Raw genomic sequence first — 19,038 nt, forward strand, 5'->3', positions numbered from 1 at the left:
GTAAAACTACAACCCGCCGGGCATACCCCCGGAGCACTTCCAAGAATTCGCCGCGTCGCCCACGAGGTTGGCGCAGCTATCGGCAACGATCTACTGGCTTCCGATTCTGGAAGCCTTTCCGCCCTGGAGCAAGCCATGCAAGACCTCGATCCCGTCGAAACCCAGGAATGGCTGGACGCCCTGGAATCGGTCCTGGACCGTGAAGGTGAAGACCGCGCCCATTACCTGATGACCCGCATGGGCGAGCTGGCCAGCCGGTCCGGCACCCAACTGCCCTACGCCATCACCACGCCCTATCGCAACACCATCCCCGTCACCCACGAAGCGCGCATGCCCGGCGACCTGTTCATGGAACGCCGCATCCGCTCCCTGGTGCGCTGGAACGCCCTGGCGATGGTGATGAAGGCCAACAAGAACGACCCGGATCTGGGTGGCCACATCTCCTCCTTCGCCTCCTCGGCGACCCTGTACGACGTTGGCTTCAACTACTTCTTCCAGGCCCCGACCGACGAACACGGCGGCGACCTGGTGTTCTTCCAGGGCCACGCCTCCCCCGGCGTCTACGCCCGCGCCTTCCTCGAAGGCCGCATCACCGAAGACCAGCTGAACAACTTCCGCCAGGAAGTGGACGGCAACGGCCTGTCTTCCTACCCGCACCCCTGGCTGATGCCGGACTTCTGGCAGTTCCCGACCGTGTCGATGGGTCTGGGCCCGATCCAGGCGATCTACCAGGCGCGCTTCATGAAGTACCTGGAAAGCCGCGGCTTCATCCCCGCCGGCAAGCAGAAGGTCTGGTGCTTCATGGGTGACGGCGAGTGCGACGAGCCCGAATCCCTGGGCGCGATCTCCCTGGCCGGCCGCGAGAAGCTGGACAACCTGATCTTCGTCATCAACTGCAACCTGCAGCGCCTCGACGGCCCGGTTCGCGGCAACGGCAAGATCATCCAGGAACTCGAAGGCGTGTTCCGTGGCGCCGAGTGGAACGTCAACAAGGTGGTCTGGGGTCGCTTCTGGGACCCGCTGTTCGCCAAGGACACCGCCGGCCTGCTGCAGCAGCGCATGGACGAGGTCATCGACGGCGAGTACCAGAACTACAAGGCCAAGGACGGCGCCTACGTGCGCGAGCACTTCTTCGGCGCACGTCCCGAGCTGCTGGAGATGGTCAAGGACCTCTCCGACGAAGAGATCTGGAAGCTCAACCGTGGCGGCCACGACCCCTACAAGGTCTATGCGGCCTACCACCAGGCGGTCAACCACAAGGGCCAGCCGACCGTCATCCTGGCCAAGACCATCAAGGGCTACGGCACCGGCTCGGGCGAAGCGAAGAACATCGCGCACAACGTCAAGAAGGTCGACGTCGAGTCCCTGAAGTCGTTCCGCGACAAGTTCGACATCCCGATCAAGGATGCCGACCTGGAAAACCTGCCGTTCTACCGCCCCGAGGAAGGCAGCGCCGAAGCCAAGTACCTGGCCTCGCGCCGTGCCGCGCTGGGCGGCGTGATGCCGGTTCGCCGCGAGAAGAGCTTCAAGGTCCCGGTTCCGCCGCTGGATACCCTCAAGGCCATGCTCGACGGCTCGGGCGACCGTGAAATCTCCACCACCATGGCCTTCGTGCGGATCATCTCGCAGCTGGTCAAGGACAAGGAACTCGGCCCGCGCATCGTCCCGATCGTGCCGGACGAAGCCCGTACCTTCGGTATGGAAGGCATGTTCCGCCAGTTGGGTATCTACTCCTCCGTCGGCCAGCTGTACGAGCCGGTGGATAAAGACCAGGTGATGTTCTACCGCGAGGACAAGAAAGGTCAGATCCTCGAGGAAGGCATCAACGAAGCCGGCGCCATGTCCAGCTGGATCGCCGCGGGTACCTCGTACTCCACGCACAACCAGCCGATGCTGCCGTTCTACATCTTCTACTCGATGTTCGGCTTCCAGCGTATCGGCGACCTGGCCTGGGCCGCCGGCGACAGCCGCGCGCACGGCTTCCTGATCGGCGGCACCGCCGGCCGTACCACCTTGAACGGTGAAGGCCTGCAGCACGAAGACGGTCACAGCCACCTGCTGGCGGCGACCATCCCGAACTGCCGCACCTACGATCCGACCTACGCCTACGAGCTGGCGGTGATCATCCGCGAAGGCTCGCGCCAGATGATCGAAGAGCAGCAGGACATCTTCTACTACATCACCGTGATGAACGAGAACTACGTCCAGCCGGCCATGCCCAAGGGCGCAGAGGAAGGCATCATCAAGGGCATGTACCTGCTCGATGAGGACAAGAAGGACGCCGCGCATCACGTGCAGCTGCTGGGCTCGGGCACCATCCTGCGTGAAGTCGAAGCCGCCGCGAAGATCCTGCGCGAAGACTTCGGCATCGGCGCCGACGTCTGGTCGGTACCCAGCTTCAACGAACTGCGCCGCGACGGCCTGGCCGTGGAGCGCTGGAACCGCCTGCACCCGGGCCAGAAGCCCAAGCAGAGCTACGTCGAAGAGTGCCTCTCCGGCCGCAAGGGCCCGGTGATCGCCTCCACCGACTACATGAAGCTCTACGCCGAGCAGATCCGCCAGTGGGTGCCGAGCAAGGAGTACAAGGTGCTGGGCACCGACGGCTTCGGCCGCAGCGACAGCCGCCGCAAGCTGCGCGACTTCTTCGAAGTGGACCGTCACTGGGTCGTGCTGGCCGCGCTGGAAGCCCTGGCCGATCGTGGCGATATCGAACCCAAGGTGGTGGCCGAGGCCATTGCCAAGTTCGGCATCGATCCCGAAAAACGTAATCCGCTGGACTGCTGAGGAGAGGCACGATGAGCGAACTGATTCGTGTACCCGACATCGGCAATGGTCAGGGTGAAGTCATCGAACTGCTGGTCAAGGTTGGCGACACCGTCGAGGCCGACCAGAGCCTGCTGACGCTGGAATCCGACAAGGCCAGCATGGAGATCCCCTCGCCCAAGGCCGGCGTGGTGAAGAGCCTGAAGGTCAAGGTGGGCGACACGCTGAAGGAAGGCGACGAGATCCTCGAGCTGGAAGTCGAGGGTGGTTCGGCCGCCGCCGAAGCGCCCAAGGCCGAAGCCCCGGCTCCGGCCGCCGAAGCACCGAAGGCGGAGGCTCCGGCCGCTGCCCCGGCGCCGGCTGCCGCACCCGCCGCTGGCGCCAGCGTCCAGGACATCCATGTCCCGGACATCGGCTCGGCCGGCAAGGCGAACGTCATCGAAGTCATGGTGAAAGCCGGCGACACGGTCGAAGCCGACCAGTCGCTGATCACCCTGGAATCGGACAAGGCGAGCATGGAAATCCCCTCGCCGGCCTCCGGCGTGGTGGAAAGCGTGTCGATCAAGGTCGGTGACGAAGTCGGCACCGGCGACCTGATCCTCAAGCTCAAAGTCGCGGGCGCCGCCGCCCCGGCCGCGGCTGAGGCACCGGCTGCTGCACCGGCTCCGGCCGCTGCCGCTCCTGCCGCCGCGCCGGCCCCGGCTGCCGCGGCCCCGGCCAAGGCTGCGGAAGCCGCCCCGGTGGGTGCGCCGAGCCGCGACGGCGCCAAGGTTCACGCAGGCCCCGCGGTGCGCATGGTCGCCCGCGAGTTCGGCGTCGAGCTGTCCGAGGTGAAAGGCACCGGTCCGAAGGGCCGTATCCTCAAGGAAGACGTGCAGGCGTTCGTGAAAGAACAACTGCAACGCGCTAAGTCCGGCGCGCCGGCTGGCGCTACCGGTGGCGCGGGCATCCCGCCGATCCCGGAAGTCGACTTCAGCAAGTTCGGCGACGTGGAAGAAGTGGCCATGACCCGCCTGATGCAGGTCGGCGCCGCCAACCTGCATCGCAGCTGGCTGAACGTGCCGCACGTGACCCAGTTCGACTCGGCCGACATCACCGAGATGGAAGCCTTCCGGGTGGCCCAGAAAGCCGTTGCGGAGAAGGCCGGCGTCAAGCTGACCGTGCTGCCGATCCTGCTCAAGGCCTGCGCCCACCTGCTCAAGGAAATGCCGGACTTCAACAGCTCCCTGGCCCCCAGTGGCAAGGCGCTGATCCGCAAGAAGTACGTGCACATCGGCTTCGCCGTGGATACGCCGGACGGCCTGCTGGTGCCGGTGATCAAGAACGTCGACCAGAAGAGCCTCCTGCAGCTCGCCGCCGAAGCCGCCGAACTGGCCGAGAAAGCGCGCACCAAGAAGCTCTCCGCCGACGCCATGCAGGGCGCCTGCTTCACCATCTCCAGCCTCGGCCACATTGGCGGCACCGGCTTCACGCCGATCGTCAACGCGCCGGAAGTGGCGATCCTGGGTGTCAGCAAGGCCACCATGCAGCCGGTGTGGGACGGCAAGGCCTTCCAGCCGCGCCTGATGCTGCCGCTGTCGCTGTCCTACGATCACCGCGTGATCAACGGGGCGGCCGCCGCGCGCTACACCAAGCGCCTGTCCGACCTGCTGGGCGATATCCGCACGCTGCTGCTGTAAGGGAAATGGCCTACGGTCCTGCTACGCGCACGCGCAGCACACCGCAGGCCCTTTTCACGTGTTGTAAGGGGTAGGTCCGCCTACCCTTCCTCTCGACGAGCACGCCACGCTCGTTCTCTCCAGCCCTGCCGGATGGCGGGGCTTCTTTTTTGCCGGACCGGCGGTTACGCCGCGCTCCCGCCCCTGGCTCAACTTCGCACCGTGACGGCCGATACAGTCTTGGCTTGTCATGGCCCCGTGCCTCATGCAAATCTTGCCAACGCCCATAGAAGTCGGGCGAGGCCATGTACCTCGTCCAGCACCCTGGAAATCCACCGCGCATGAAGAGTCATCCCGATGCCGCCAGCCGTCAGGCGGCCGAGGTTGTCACGCAGCTTCCCGTCCCTTCGAGGCTCGGGATGCTGCGCTTCGAGCGCCTGAACGAGCCCAGCTGGACCCTGCTGTTCCTCGACCCCGGCTGCGAACGCCAGATCGGCGTGCCGGCCCAGGACCTCTGCGGCATCCTCGACGCCCCCTATGCCAGCCTGATGGAGCCCGAAGCGCGCCATCGCCTGCATGAGCAGGTGCAGCAGCAACTCCTCAAGGACGGCCGTTACCGGGTGCGCTACCTGCTCCACTCGCCACGCGGCACGCTCAACGTGCTGGAGGTCGGCGAGAGCTTCCAGCAGCACGGCCGCCAGCTGCTTCACGGCTACCTGCTGCAGACCGAGGGCGACGAGCAGGACACCGAGCTGGACCCGCGCCTGCTGGACCTGGAAGCGCAGAACATCCGCCTGAAGATGTCCCTGGAGATGTACCAGCGCTCCCAGGACGAACACCTGCAGCACCTGGTGCGCTCGCGCACCCAGCAGAACCTGATCGTGCGCCTGGCGCGGCACCGCTACCTGTCCAGCGACCCGCTGCTCGAAGCCGCGCAGCTGATCGCCCAGGCCGCCTGCGAGGCCTACGACGTGGCCCGCGCCGGCATCTGGCGGCTGCACCCGGACCATCGCCTGGAGGCGGTGACCATCTACCGCCGCGACATCGACCAGTACGAAAAGCCCCAGGACATCGACGCCAGCCACTTCCCCAACTACCTCGACGCGGTGCACAGCGGCCGCGCCATCGATGCCCACAACGCGCAGCAGGACCCGCGCACCCAGGAGCTGGCCAAGCGTTACCTGCGCCCGCAGGGCATCAGCGCCATGCTCGACGCCACCATCCGCGTCGGCGGCGAAGTGGTCGGGGTGCTCTGCCTGGAACACGTTGGCGAGGTGCGCATGTGGCAGAGCGACGAAATCGCCTTCGCCGGCGAGCTGGCCGACCAGTACGCCCAGGTGCTGATGAACCACGAGCGGCGCAACGTTTCCAGCGCCCTGCACCTGTTCCAGCGCGCCGTCGAGCAGAGCGCCAGCGCCTTCCTGCTGATCGACCGCGACGGCCTGGTGGAATACGTCAACCCCAGCTTCACCGCCATCACCCAGTACGGCGCCGACGAAGTGCGCGGCCGCCGCCTGCCGGAGCTGCCGGCGCTGGCCAACCTCAGCGAGCTGCTGTTCGACGCGCGCTCCACCCTGGTCACGCAGAACAGCTGGCAGGGCGAGTTCCGCAGCCGGCGCAAGAACCTCGAGCCCTACTGGGGCCAGCTGTCGCTGTCCAAGGTCTACGACGACAAGGGCGAGCTGACCCACTACATCGGCATCTACGAAGACATCACCCAGAGCAAGCTGGCCCAGCAGCACATCGAGAAGCTCGCCTACCGCGACAACCTCACGGGGCTGGCCAATCGGCACTTCTTCATCAACGCCCTGGAAGAACGCCTGCAGGTGGGCAGCGAACACTCGCTGAGCCTGCTGCTGGTGGACATCGACAACTTCAAGCGGATCAACGACAGCCTCGGCCACCAGACCGGCGACAAGCTGCTGGCCAACCTCGCCCGGCGCCTGCGCAGCAGCCTGAGCGACAGTGCCACCCTGGCGCGCTTCGCCAGCAACGAATTCGCCGTGCTGCTGGAGGAATCCGTGGCCGGCCGTGGCGAGAAGGTCGCCGCGCAGATCCTCGACGTGCTCGACAAGCCGCTGTTCGTCGACAACCAGCTGATCAGCATCACCGGCTCGGTGGGCATCGCCTACGCGCCGCAACACGGGCAGGACCCGCAGACCCTGATGAAGCACGCGGGCCTGGCGCTGCACAAGGCCAAGGCCAACGGCAAGCACCAGGTGCAGACCTTCACCGAGGCGATGACCGCCGAGGCGAGCTACAAGCTGTTCGTCGAAAGCAACCTGCGCCGCGCCCTGGTGCAGGACGAACTGGCGGTGCACTACCAGCCCAAGCTGTGCCTGCGCAGCGGCGCACTGCTCGGCCTGGAAGCCCTGCTGCGCTGGCAGCACCCGGAGAAGGGCATGATCCGCCCGGACCAGTTCATCAGCGTCGCCGAGGAAACCGGGCTGATCATCCCCATCGGCAAATGGGTGATCCGCCAGGCCTGCCGTCAGGTGCGCGAGCTGGCCGCCAAGGGCCTGGGCGAGCTGCACATGGCGATCAACCTGTCGCCCAAGCAGTTCAGCGACCCGGACCTGGTCGGCTCCATCGCCGCCATCCTCCACGAGGAAAGCATCCCCGCCTCGCAGCTGGAACTGGAGCTGACCGAAAGCCTGCTGCTGGACGCCACCGACGATACCCGCCAGCAGCTGGAGCGCCTGAAGAACCTCGGCCTGACCCTGGCCATGGACGACTTCGGCACCGGCTACTCGTCGCTGAGCTACCTGAAGAAATTCCCCATCGACGTGATCAAGATCGATCGCAGCTTCATCAAGGACATCCCGGACAACCAGGACGACATGGAGATCACTTCCGCGGTGATCGCCATGGCCCACAACCTCAAGCTGCAGGTGGTCGCCGAAGGCGTCGAGACCGCCGCCCAGCTGGCCTTCCTGCGGCGCAACCGCTGCGACATCGGCCAGGGCTACCTGTTCGACAAGCCCATCCCCAGCCACGACCTTTCCTCCAGCCTGCAGCGCTACCCCTGCCGCCCGCACTGAGGCGCCCTGGCGCGGCGTGCCCGCAGCCAATTGCACCGGCGCGATCAAACATCCCGCAAAGCAAAACAAACGCTGTAATCTTCAGCGAGTACCCGAGTCTATTGCCGCCCCTTTCGTGAGGAGACGAATGCCATGACCCTGCGCTCGCAAATACTTGCCCACAAGCTGGAACTGCCCAGCTCCGCCCAGGCCCTGCCGGGGCGCGAAAGCCCGATGCCGGTGCCTGAAGCGCATTACGTCAATGGCCGCCCGCTGACCGCGCCCTTCCCCGCCGGCGTGCAGCAGATCGTGGTCGGCCTGGGTTGCTTCTGGGGCGCCGAGCGGCGTTTCTGGCAACAGCCGGGCGTGTGGGTCACCGCGGTGGGCTATGCCGGCGGCTACACGCCGAACCCGACCTACGACGAAGTGTGCTCCGGCCTGACCGGCCACAGCGAAGTGGTGCTGGTGGCGTATGACCCGCGGGAGACCAGCATCGAAGCCCTGTTGAAGGTGTTCTGGGAATCCCACGACCCGACCCAGGGCATGCGCCAGGGCAACGACACCGGCACCCAGTACCGCTCGGTGCTCTACTGGTTCGACCAGGCGCAGAAAGCCGCCATCGACGCCAGCCGCGAGGCGTTCCAGAAGGAACTCAGCGCCAAGGGCTACGGCGAGATCACCACGGAAATCCGCGAGGTGCCGCCGTTCTACTACGCCGAGGCCTACCACCAGCAGTACCTGGCGAAGAACCCCAACGGCTACTGCGGCCTGGGCGGCACGGGCGTCTGCCTGCCGGCGTAAGTGGGCTCTTGTAGGAGCGAGCTTGCTCGCGAACAGCCCCGCTGCGAGGCTGGCGCCCTGCGGGCGCGATCGCGGGCATGGCCCGCTCCTACAGGGAACACCGTGCCTACCGGCTGCGTAGGAGCGGACTCCGTCCGCGATTGGCCGAGCCCCGCGCCAAGCCTATCGCGGATAAATCCGCCCCTACGAAAGCCACAGGAATAGCCCCGGCACATGCCGGGGCTTTTTTCATTCGGCGATCAGCCAATCCACCTGGCCGCTGCCTTCGCTCTGCGCCAGCGTCTGCGCCAGCCAGGGCAACAACCCGCGCAGTTCCTCGTCCAGCGGCCACGGCGGGTTGGCAATGACCAGCCCGGAGCCGTTCAGGCGGTCAGCGGTGTCGGCCGGATGCACGCACAGCTCCACCCGCAGCAGCTTGGGCGCGCTGCTCTTCTCCAGGCGCTGGTAGAAGCGCTTGAGCTGGCGCCGGTCCTTGATCGGGTACCAGATGGCGACCACGGTCTGGCGCATGCGGCCGATGGCCTCGTCCAGCGCGGTGACGCAGCGTTCCAGGTCGTCCGGCTGTTCGAACGGCGGGTCGATCAGCAACACGCCGCGCTTCTCCGCCACCGGCAGGAAAGCACGGGGCAGCAGCCAGCCGTCGCCCTGGTGCACCGAGATGCGCCGCTCACCGGCCATGTTGGCCTTGAGCAAGCGGCCGTCCTCGGGGTGCAGCTCGTTGAGCAGCACGCGGTCCTGCGGGCGGGTCAGGCGCCGCGCCAGCTCCGGCGATCCGGGGTAGAACTCCAGGCCGCCGTCGGGGTTCAGTGCGCTCACCACGCCCAGGTAGTCCTGCAGCAGCTCGGGCAGGTCATCGCGGCCGACCAGGCGGCCGATGCCCGATTCCCACTCGCCGGTGCGGCTGGCTTCATCGCCCAGCAGGTCGTACAGACCGATGCCGGAATGGCTGTCGAGGTAGGCGAAGGGCGTGTCCTTGCGCGCCATCAGCGCGAAGAGGCGGGCAAGGACGATGTGTTTCAGCACGTCGGCGTGGTTGCCGGCGTGGTAGGCGTGGCGGTAGTTCATCGATAGCGGGCTCCTCAAGGCGCGCAGTTTAGGTCCTGGGGCGGGTGCGGGGCGAGTCCGCCGTCGCCAGGGACTGCCGGAAGGCCGGGCCTTTTGGCCCTTTATCACGCTGATGGATGATTCTGTGCACGCTTCATTCACCAGACTAGACTGCGCCGATCCCTATGGAGGCCGATCCATGTCCGAGACCCTGCTCAGCTCCCGCAACCTCGCCTTCGAACTCTACGAAGTGCTCGACGCCGAGGCCCTGACCCAGCGCGAACGCTTCGCCGACCACAACCGCGAGACCTTCGACGCCGCCCTGGGCACCGCCCGCGGCATCGCCGAGGAGCTGTTCGCCCCGCACAACCGCAAGAACGACGAGAACGAACCGCAGTACGTCGACGGCGGCGCGGTGCTCATCCCGGACGTGAAGCCGGCGGTGGACGCCTTCAACGAGGCCGGCTTCCAGAACGCCTCGCGCAGCTTCGAACAGGGCGGCATGCAGCTGCCGCACCTGCTCTCGCGCGCCTGCTTCGCGCACTTCCAGTCGGCCAACATCGCCACCTCGTCCTACCCGATGCTCAGCATGGGCGCCAGCCACCTGATCGAGACCTTCGGCAGCGACGAACAGAAACGCCTGTTCCTCCAGCCGATGATCGAAGGCCGCTGGTTCGGCACCATGGCCCTGACCGAGCCCCACGCCGGCTCGTCCCTGGCCGACATCCGCACCCGCGCGGAGCCGGCCGCCGACGGCAGCTACCGGATCCGCGGCAACAAGATCTTCATCTCCGGCGGCGACCACCCGCTGTCGGACAACATCGTGCACATGGTGCTGGCCAAGCTGCCGGACGCACCGCCCGGCGTGAAGGGCATCAGCCTGTTCATCGTGCCCAAGTTCCTGGTCAACGCCGACGGCTCCCTGGGCGCACGCAACGACGTGACCCTGGCTGGCCTGTTCCACAAGATGGGCTGGCGCGGCACCACCTCCACCGCACTGAACTTCGGCGACAAAGGCGACTGCGTCGGCTACCTGGTCGGCAAGCCGCACCACGGCCTGGCCTACATGTTCCAGATGATGAACGAGGCGCGCATCGGGGTCGGCATGGGCGCCATCATGCTCGGCTACGCCGGCTACCTGTACTCCCTGGAATACGCCCGCGAACGCCCGCAGGGCCGCCCGGTGGACGCCAAGGACCCGACCTCGGCGCCCGTGGCAATCATCCAGCACACCGACGTGCGGCGCATGCTGCTGACCCAGAAGGCCTATGTCGAAGGCGCCTTCGACCTCGGCCTGTACGCCGCGCGCCTGGTGGACGACAGCGAAACGCTGGCCACCGAGGAGGAGCGCAGGCAGGCACACGAGTTGCTCGACCTGCTCACCCCGATCGTCAAGTCCTGGCCCTCGGAGTTCTGCCTGAAAGCCAACGAACTGGCGATCCAGATCCTCGGCGGCCACGGCTACACCCGCGAATACCCGGTGGAGCAGTACTACCGCGACAACCGCCTGAACCCCATCCACGAGGGCACCCACGGCATCCAGTCGCTGGACCTGCTGGGCCGCAAGCTGGCGCAGAACAACGGCGCCGGCCTCAAGCAGCTGACCCGCCTGATCAGCCAGTGCTGCGAGCGCGCCAGCGCGCACCCGTCACTGGACAAGCTGCGCGAGCCGCTGGAACAACTGATGGCGCGCCTGTCGGCGACCACCCTGAGCCTGCTCGGCGACCTGATGCAGGGCCGCGTCGCCCAGGGCCTGGCCAACTCGGCGCTGTACCTGAAGGTCTTCGGCCACGCCGTGATCGGCTGGCGCTGGCTGGAACAGGCGATTCGCGCCGAGGAAGGTCTGGCGCGCGGCAACGCCGCCGACGTCGATTTCTACCGCGGCAAGTTGCAGGCCGCACGCTACTTCTTGACCTGGGAAGTGCCGTCCTGCCACCACGACCTGGCCCTGCTCGAAGCCCGCGACGACACCTGTTCCACCATGCAGGACGCCTGGTTCTAGGCCCCCGCATGCCCTTTGCGCCCCGGTCACGTCCGGGGCTTTTTTATGCGCGGCGGATGACCATGCGGCCGGGGCTGGGTTCCGTCCGAACCGACTCACAAGACGGCAGACGATAACCACAGCAAACGCAGGAAAATTCCCACTCATATCTCTGACCCCGCCGAATGTGTGGCCCTGGAGGGATGCCGTTGAATAGCGGCTGCGAAAAATCCCATCACGACCTACGCCATGCCGACCTTCTCCCGCACCACCCTCCTGCGCCGCTTCCAGCTCTTCTTCCCGCTACTTGCCATCATCGTCGCCCTCGGCTGCACGCTGGTGCTGTTCAACACCGGCTCCACCGACGACGGCAAGCAACGCGACGCGGCGCTTTCCCCGCGTACCGCGCCCATCTTCAGCGAGCGCAACAGCGAGGCCTTCCAGCACGCCGACGACTACCTGAAGGACATCGACAAGGCGATTGCCGACGGCGTCGCCCTCCTGCGTGGCGGCGACAGCAAGTCGGTCGCCTCGCAAAGCCGCTACTTCAACGCACTGGTCAATGCCGGCTACGCGCAGTTCGGCTCGTCCTACTACGACCCGCTGGGCAGTTGCGGCGTGGCCGGCAGTTCGGCCCGCCACCTGTGGCACACGCAGGTTCGCGCCGTGCAGGGGGAAGCCAACATCAACGGCGAAGTGGCCCGCGCCCGCGCCGCCCTGCAGCGCGACCGACAGGCCTGCCTGGAGGCGGTGCACCTGCCCCTGGACGAGGCGACCGCCTGGGCGCCCGACGAGCTGGCGTCGCCGAGCCTGGTACCGACCTGGGCCAGCATCGGGCAGTGGCCGGAAAGCGCTACCGAGCGGTCCTCAACAAACCTTTGACAGCCTTGTAAATCCGCAGGTTAGAATCGATTGGCATGCGGCCTGCATCCTGATCCTTGAGTAGCGTCGCCACTCCCCCATTCCCCAGGAGGTCGACACCTTGGATGCCGTGGCCATCAACAGCTATTTCCTGATCGCTGCGGTGCTCATCGGCATGAGCATCCTGGTCAGCTCGCTGTCCTCGCGGCTGGGCATCCCGATCCTGGTCATCTTCCTCGCCGTCGGCATGGTGGCGGGCACCGACGGCCCCGGCGGCATCGGCTTCTCCAACTACCCCATGGCCTACCTGGTGGGCAACCTGGCGCTGGCGGTAATCCTGCTGGACGGCGGCTTGCGCACCCGTGTGTCGAGCTTCCGCGTGGCCCTGTGGCCGGCGCTGTCGCTGGCCACCGCGGGGGTGCTGATCACCGCCGGGCTGACCGGCATCGCCGCGGCCTGGCTGTTCAAGCTGAGCTGGATGGAAGGCCTGCTGATCGGCGCCATCGTCGGCTCCACCGACGCCGCGGCGGTGTTCTCGCTGCTGGGCGGCAAAGGCCTGAACGAGCGGGTCACGGCCACGCTGGAAATCGAATCGGGCAGCAATGACCCGATGGCGGTGTTCCTCACCGTGACGTTGATCGACATGCTCGCCCATGGCGAGAGCGGCCTGTCCTGGAGCTTCCTCTGGCACTTCCTGCGCGAGTTCGGCATCGGCTCGGTGCTCGGCCTGGGCGGCGGCTGGCTGCTGCTGCAGGTGATCAACCGCATCCACCTGGCCAACGGGCTCTACCCGCTGCTGGCGATCAGCGGCGGCCTGCTGATCTTCGCCCTGGCCAACGCCGCGCACGGCAGCGGCATCCTCGCCATCTACCTGTGCGGCCTGGTGCTGGGCAACCAGCCGATCCGCTCGCGCCACGGCATCATGCACATGCTCGACGGCATGGCCTGGCTGGCGCAGATCGGCATGTTCCTGGTGCTGGGCCTGCTGGTCACGCCCCACGACCTGTGGCCCATCGCCCTGCCTGCCCTGGGCCTGGCGCTGTGGATGATTCTCTTCGCCCGCCCGCTGTCGGTGCTGGTCGGGCTGTTCCCGTTCCGCGCCTTCCATGGCCGCGAGAAGGCCTTCATCGCCTGGGTCGGCCTGCGTGGCGCGGTGCCGATCATCCTCGCGGTGTTCCCGCTGATGGCCGGGCTGCCCAATGCCCAGCTGTTCTTCAACGTGGCCTTCTTCATCGTGCTGGTCTCGCTGCTGGTGCAGGGCACCAGCCTGCCCTGGGCTGCCAAGCTGCTGCGCGTGGTGGTGCCGCCGGACCCGGCGCCGATTTCCCGCGCGGGCCTGGAGGTCCACCCGACCAGCGAGTGGGAGCTGTTCGTCTACCACCTGAGCAAGGAAAAGTGGTGCATCGGCGCCGCCCTGCGCGAGCTGAAGATGCCCGAGGGCACCCGTATCGCCGCGCTGTTCCGCGGCACCCAGCTGCTGCACCCCTCCGGCAGTACCATCCTCGAGGCGGACGACATCCTCTGCGTGATCGGCCACGAGCATGACCTCTCCGCGCTGGGCAAGCTGTTCAGCCAGGCGCCGGATCGCGGCCTGAGCGCGCGCTTCTTCGGCGACTTCGTCCTCGAAGGCGACGCCCAGCTGTCCGCCGTGGCCTCGCTCTACGGGCTGAAGCTGGAAGGCGTCGACGGCGAACAGAACCTGGGCCGCTTCATCGCCCACGAAATCGGCGGCCAGGCGATCATTGGCGACCAGGTGGAATGGAACGGCCTGACCTGGACCGTAGCCGCCCTGGACGGGAACAAGATTCGCAAGGTCGGGGTCAAATTCCCCGAAGGACGCCCCGGCCCGGGGCTGTTCCTCTGACCGCCCACCGGTGCCCGCTTGCGGGTGCCGGCCCGCCAGCACTACCCTCACTCGACTTTTTTGCACGAGCCGCTGATCGCGACCATGTCATTCCTGCTGCGTACCCTTCTGACCGCTGTCCTCCTGGGCGGCTCGCTCACCGGCCTGCCCGCGCTGGCCGCCGACACCACCCCGCCCAGCGCCGAGCAGGTGCAGCAGAGCCTCGACGGCCTGGCCGATCGCAAGCTCTCCGACATCGACGCCAAGCCGATCAAGGCGAGCCTGGAGAATACCCTCAAGCTGCTCGCCGCCAAGGCCGACAGCGAGAAGCAGCTCAGCGAGCTGAAGGGTCGCCTGGCCGATGCGCCCAAACTGATCAGCGAGAACCAGAAGGCGCTCAATCGCCTCAAGGCCAGCAGCGAGAAGCCCGCCAACCAGCGCTATGGCGGCTACAACGCCACCCAGCTGGAAATGCTGCTCAACGAGCAATCCACCCAGCTGGCCGCCTGGCAGAAGGAGATGATCGACGCCAAGAGCGAGATCCTCACCGCGCAGACCCGCCCCGAGCGCGCCCAGGCCGACCTGAGCAGGAACCAGACGCGCCTGCTCGACATCAACACCGCGCTCAAGGCCGGCAAGGAAGGCAACAAGCCGCTGGGCGAGGAGCACCGCAACGAACTGCTGGCCGAGCAGGCCGCGCTGACCGCGCAGAACCTGCTGCTGCGCCAGCAACTGGCCGGCAACAACCTGCTGCTCGACCTCGCCTCCAGCCAGCGTGACCTGCTGGCCGAACGCATCGGCCGCGAGGAGCGCGAGACGCTCGAACTGCAGGCGATGATCAGCGACAAGCGCCGCGAGCAGTCGGAAAAGACCGTCGCCGAGCTGTCCAAGGACGCCGACCAGGCCGCCGGTACCGACAGCCTGCTCAGCCAGCAGAGCGCCGCCAACCTGAAGCTGTCGGACTACCTGCTGCGCACCACCGACCGCCTCAACACCCTGACCCGGCGCAACCTCGAAGCCAAGCAGCAGCTCGATACCCTGACCCAGGGCGAGCAGGCGCTGGACGAGCAGATCAACGTGCTGCGCGGCAGCCTGCTGCTGTCGAAGATCCTCTACCAGCAGAAGCAGTCGCTGCCGGTGATCAAGACCGACCAGGACCTGGCCGACGAGATCGCCGACCTGCGCCTGTACCAGTTCGAGCTGAACCAGAAGCGCGACGAGATCAACAACACCCAGGTCTACATCGACAACCTGCTGGCCCAGCAATCCCAGGAAAGCTTGACCCCGCAGCTGCGCAAGGACCTCTCCGAGCTGGTGGACACCCGCCTGGAGCTGATGGAGCGCCTCAACCACGAGCTGAACGCGCTGCTCAACGAAGCCATCACCCTGCAACTGAACCAGAAGCAGCTCAAGGAAACCAGCAGCAGCCTGCGCGCGACCCTCGACGAGCAGATGTTCTGGATTCCCAGCAACCGCCCGCTGGACCTGTCCTGGTTCAAGATGACCCCGACCCTGCTGCACCACCAGTTGGCCGAGGTGCCCTGGGGCTCGGGCGTGAAGGAGCTGGGCGAGGGCCTGATCGACCGGCCGTTCCTGTTCCTGCCGCTGCTCCTGCTGGTCGCCGCGCTGCTGTGGAAGCGCAAGTTCCTCTACGACAAGCTGGAATCGCTGAACGACGACATCGGCCACTTCAAGCGCGACAGCCAGGCCCACACCCCGCTGGCCCTGCTGCTCGCCGTGCTGCTGGCGCTACCGGGCACCCTGGCGCTGGCGATTGCCGGCCTCGCCCTGGTGCTCGACGCCCGCGGGCAGAACGCCACCCTGGGCAGCGCGCTGCTGGAAATGGCGCAGGTCTGGCTGGTGTTCTACACCGCGCACCGCATCCTGCGTCCGGGCGGCATCGCCGAGCGGCACTTCCACTGGAGCCAGGCGCAGGTGCAGTTCCTCGGCAAGCTCATGCGCCGACTGGGCCTGGTGGTGATGGCGCTGGTGGCCGTGGTCACCGTTGCCGAGCACTCGCCGGCCTCGCTGGCCGATGACGTGATCGGCATCGCCGTGGTGCTGTTCGGCTATGGCGCGATGACCTGGCTGCTCGCCCAGCTGCTGTTCAACAGCCCGTCCAGCGAGCGGCCGTCGATGATCAAGATGATCGTCGGCCTGGGCTTCACCGCCCTGCCGGTGGCCCTGTTCCTCGCCGTGGGCTTCGGCTACTACTACACCGCGCTCAAGCTCACCGACCGGCTGATCGACAGCCTGTTCCTGCTGATGTTCTGGATGGTGGTGGAAGCCACCTTCATCCGCGGCATGGGCGTCGCGGCCCGCCGCCTGGCCTACCAGCGCGCACTGAGCAAGCGGCAGAACGCACCCAAGGAAGGCATCGAGGGCACCGAGGTGATCGAAGAGCCCACCCTGGGCATCGAACAGATCAACGACCAGTCCATGCGCCTGATCCGCCTGGGCCTGCTGATCGGCTTCGTGGTCACCCTGTACTGGGTCTGGGCCGACCTGATCAGCGTGGTCTCCTACCTCGACAACGTGACCCTCTACCAGTACACCAGCGGCACCGGCGACGCCGCGTCCACCACCCCGATCAGCCTGAGCGACTTCCTCATGGCCCTGGTGATCGCCGCCGTCACCGTCGCCCTCGCGCGCAACCTGCCCGGCCTGCTGGAAGTACTGGTGCTGCAACGCCTGACCCTGGCCCAGGGCAGCGCCTACGCCATCACTACCCTGCTGTCCTACGCCATCAGCGGCATCGGCATCGTCAGCGCGCTGTCCACCCTCGGGGTGAGCTGGGACAAGCTGCAATGGCTGGTGGCCGCGCTGTCGGTCGGCCTGGGCTTCGGCCTGCAGGCGATCTTCTCCAACTTCGTGTCCGGCCTGATCATCCTCTTCGAGCGCCCGGTGCGGATCGGCGACGTGGTGACCATCGGCACGCTGTCCGGCACCGTCAGCCGGATCCGCATCCGCGCCACCACCATCACCGATTTCGACCGCAAGGAAATCATTGTCCCCAACCAGACCTTCATCACCGGCCAGCTGGTGAACTGGTCGCTGAGCGACACCGTCACCCGGGTCACCATCAAGATCGGCCTGGCCTACGAGAGCGACCTGCCGCTGGCGCGCAAGATCATGCTCGACGCCGCCCACGCCAACACCCGCATCCTGCGCGACCCGGAGCCGGTGGTGTACTTCACCACGATCAGCGCCAGCACCTTCGACTACGAGCTGCGCTTCCACGTACGCGAGCTGGGCGACCGCAACCCGGCCGTGGACGAAACCCTCACGCGCATCGCCCTGGCCTTCCGCGACGCCGGCATCGACATGGCCTTCAACCAGGTCGACGTGTTCCTGAAGAACTTCCAGGGGCATGAAACCCAGGTCATCGTCGGCCAGCCGCAAAGCGCCGCCACGCCGGTGAAACTCTCCGCAGCGAAGGACGACAAGCCCAGCGGCGACAAGGCCTGAGGGTGGACGCCCGCGGACAAGTCCGAGCACAATGCTCGGACTTGTCCGGAGTTAGATTGTGAAAAAGCTCGACGAACTGACCTTCGATAACCGCTTCGCCCGCCTGGGCGACGTGTTTTCCACCCAGGTCCTGCCCGATCCCATCGCCGACCCGCGCCTGGTGGTCGCCAGCCCCGCCGCCATGGCCCTGCTCGACCTCGACCCGAGCGAGGCGGATAGCCCGCTGTTCGCGGAAATCTTCGCCGGCCACAAGCTCTGGGAAGAAGCCGACCCGCGCGCGATGGTCTACTCCGGGCACCAGTTCGGCTCCTACAACCCCCGCCTGGGCGATGGCCGCGGCCTGCTGCTGGGCGAGGTGGTGAACGAGGCCGGCGAGCACTGGGACCTGCACCTGAAAGGCGCCGGGCAGACGCCTTACTCGCGCATGGGGGATGGCCGCGCCGTGCTGCGCTCGTCCATCCGCGAATTCCTCGCCAGCGAGTACCTCGCCGCCCTGGGCATCCCCAGCAGCCGCGCGCTGTGCGTCACCGGCTCCAGCACCACGGTGTGGCGCGAGTCGAAGGAAACCGGCGCCATGCTGTTGCGCCTGGCCCCCAGCCACGTGCGCTTCGGCCACTTCGAATACTTCTACTACACCAAGCAGGAAGAGCACCTGCGCACCCTGGCCGAGTTCGTCCTCCAGTCCTACTACCCGCAGTGCCTGGACGACGAAAAGCCTTACCTTGCCTTCTTCCGCGAGGTGGTCGAACGCAACGCCGAGATGATCGCCCTCTGGCAAGCCTACGGCTTCTGCCACGGCGTGATGAACACCGACAACATGTCGATCCTGGGCATCACCTTCGACTACGGCCCCTACGCCTTCCTCGACGACTTCGACGCCAACCACATCTGCAACCACTCCGACGACACCGGCCGCTACTCCTTCAGCAACCAGGTGCCCATCGCCCACTGGAACCTTGCCGCGCTGGCCCAGGCGCTGACGCCCTTCGTCGATGTGGATGACCTGCGCGCCACGCTGGAGCTGTTCCTGCCGCTGTACCAGGCCCACTACCTGGACCGGATGCGCCGCCGCCTCGGCCTCAGCACCGCTGAAGACGGTGACCTGGAGCTGGTGCAACGCCTGCTGCAGACCCTGCAGAAGGGCGCGGTGGATTATTCGCTGTTCTTCCGCCGCCTTGGCGAGCAGGCGCCGGAGCAGGCCCTGGTGGTGGTCCGCGAGGACTTCGTCGATCTCGCCGGCTTCGATGCCTGGGCCGCCGACTACCAGGCCCGCGTCGAACGCGAAGGCGGTAGCCAGGACGCGCGCCGCACCCGCATGCACGCGGTCAACCCGCTCTACGTCCTGCGCAACTACCTCGCCCAGGAGGCCATCAGCGCCGCCGAACAGGGCGACTTCAGCGTGGTACGCCGCCTGCACGCCGTGCTCAGCACGCCCTTCGGCGAACAGCCCGACGCCGAAGCCTTCACCCGCCGCCCTCCGGACTGGGGCCGCCACCTGGAAATCAGCTGCTCGTCCTGAGCAGTTATAAGCTCAGCAAAAAGCGATCTAGCGGCGGCCCTGCCGGCGTTGCTCCCGGTCATTGACCGGGGCGGGGCGCC

Annotated in this window: 10 protein-coding genes; 9 read left to right on the forward strand and 1 reads right to left on the reverse strand. The window is 66.7% G+C overall.

Annotation, left to right across the window (positions count from 1 at the left end; genetic code table 11):
* Positions 1-135: 135 nt before the first annotated feature.
* The 4 genes from aceE (at position 136) to msrA (ending at position 8,242) form a co-directional block, all read left to right on the forward strand.
* Entirely contained in the window at positions 136-2,784 is a 2,649-nt protein-coding gene (aceE, locus tag N0B71_RS05575; protein ID WP_259757731.1) for a pyruvate dehydrogenase (acetyl-transferring), homodimeric type, read from the forward strand.
* Between the two features lie 11 nt (positions 2,785-2,795).
* A complete protein-coding gene (gene aceF / locus N0B71_RS05580; RefSeq protein ID WP_259757733.1) occupies positions 2,796-4,442 on the forward strand; it encodes a dihydrolipoyllysine-residue acetyltransferase in 1,647 nt (548 codons plus the stop codon).
* Positions 4,443-4,762: 320 nt separating this feature from the next.
* Entirely contained in the window at positions 4,763-7,462 is a 2,700-nt protein-coding gene (locus tag N0B71_RS05585) for a putative bifunctional diguanylate cyclase/phosphodiesterase (RefSeq protein WP_259757734.1), read from the forward strand.
* A 132-nt stretch (positions 7,463-7,594) separates the two neighbouring features.
* Positions 7,595-8,242: a peptide-methionine (S)-S-oxide reductase MsrA gene (msrA, locus tag N0B71_RS05590; RefSeq protein ID WP_259757735.1), complete on the forward strand. Its 648-nt coding sequence runs from the start codon at positions 7,595-7,597 to the stop codon at positions 8,240-8,242.
* A 228-nt stretch (positions 8,243-8,470) separates the two neighbouring features.
* Here the strand turns inward: msrA and N0B71_RS05595 are convergent, their stop codons facing one another.
* Positions 8,471-9,307, reverse strand: a complete 837-nt coding sequence (locus N0B71_RS05595; RefSeq protein ID WP_259757737.1) for a 23S rRNA (adenine(2030)-N(6))-methyltransferase RlmJ — start codon at positions 9,305-9,307, stop codon at positions 8,471-8,473.
* 178 nt (positions 9,308-9,485) lie between these two features.
* Here N0B71_RS05595 and N0B71_RS05600 point away from each other — a divergent pair, with 178 nt between their 5' ends.
* The 5 genes from N0B71_RS05600 (at position 9,486) to selO (ending at position 18,958) form a co-directional block, all read left to right on the forward strand.
* Positions 9,486-11,288, forward strand: a complete 1,803-nt coding sequence (locus N0B71_RS05600; RefSeq protein ID WP_259757738.1) for an acyl-CoA dehydrogenase — start codon at positions 9,486-9,488, stop codon at positions 11,286-11,288.
* A 228-nt stretch (positions 11,289-11,516) separates the two neighbouring features.
* Positions 11,517-12,149 (forward strand): hypothetical protein, encoded by a 633-nt coding sequence (locus tag N0B71_RS05605; protein WP_259757739.1) that lies wholly within the window; start codon positions 11,517-11,519, stop codon positions 12,147-12,149.
* A gap of 100 nt (positions 12,150-12,249) precedes the next feature.
* A complete protein-coding gene (locus N0B71_RS05610) occupies positions 12,250-13,992 on the forward strand; it encodes a potassium/proton antiporter (RefSeq protein WP_259757740.1) in 1,743 nt (580 codons plus the stop codon).
* 84 nt (positions 13,993-14,076) lie between these two features.
* Positions 14,077-17,439, forward strand: coding sequence for a mechanosensitive channel MscK (gene mscK / locus N0B71_RS05615; protein WP_259757741.1), 3,363 nt, complete (start codon positions 14,077-14,079; stop codon positions 17,437-17,439).
* Between the two features lie 58 nt (positions 17,440-17,497).
* Complete coding sequence (gene selO, locus N0B71_RS05620) at positions 17,498-18,958, forward strand: protein adenylyltransferase SelO (protein ID WP_259757742.1); 1,461 nt, start codon at positions 17,498-17,500, stop codon at positions 18,956-18,958.
* The last annotated feature ends 80 nt before the right edge of the window (positions 18,959-19,038 follow it).

Origin of the sequence: Pseudomonas sp. GCEP-101 (genome assembly GCF_025133575.1) — a bacterium.
Classification (GTDB): domain Bacteria; phylum Pseudomonadota; class Gammaproteobacteria; order Pseudomonadales; family Pseudomonadaceae; genus Pseudomonas; species Pseudomonas nitroreducens_B.

Bases quoted from the DNA above. Each gene is read 5' to 3' on its own strand.
- msrA (WP_259757735.1), top strand. From the start codon at position 7,595: ATGACCCTGCGCTCGCAAATACTTGCCCACAAGCTGGAACTGCCCAGC.
- N0B71_RS05595 (WP_259757737.1), bottom strand. From the start codon at position 9,307: ATGAACTACCGCCACGCCTACCACGCCGGCAACCACGCCGACGTGCTG.
- N0B71_RS05585 (WP_259757734.1), top strand. From the start codon at position 4,763: ATGAAGAGTCATCCCGATGCCGCCAGCCGTCAGGCGGCCGAGGTTGTC.
- aceE (WP_259757731.1), top strand. From the start codon at position 136: ATGCAAGACCTCGATCCCGTCGAAACCCAGGAATGGCTGGACGCCCTG.
- mscK (WP_259757741.1), top strand. From the start codon at position 14,077: ATGTCATTCCTGCTGCGTACCCTTCTGACCGCTGTCCTCCTGGGCGGC.
- aceF (WP_259757733.1), top strand. From the start codon at position 2,796: ATGAGCGAACTGATTCGTGTACCCGACATCGGCAATGGTCAGGGTGAA.
- N0B71_RS05605 (WP_259757739.1), top strand. From the start codon at position 11,517: ATGCCGACCTTCTCCCGCACCACCCTCCTGCGCCGCTTCCAGCTCTTC.
- N0B71_RS05600 (WP_259757738.1), top strand. From the start codon at position 9,486: ATGTCCGAGACCCTGCTCAGCTCCCGCAACCTCGCCTTCGAACTCTAC.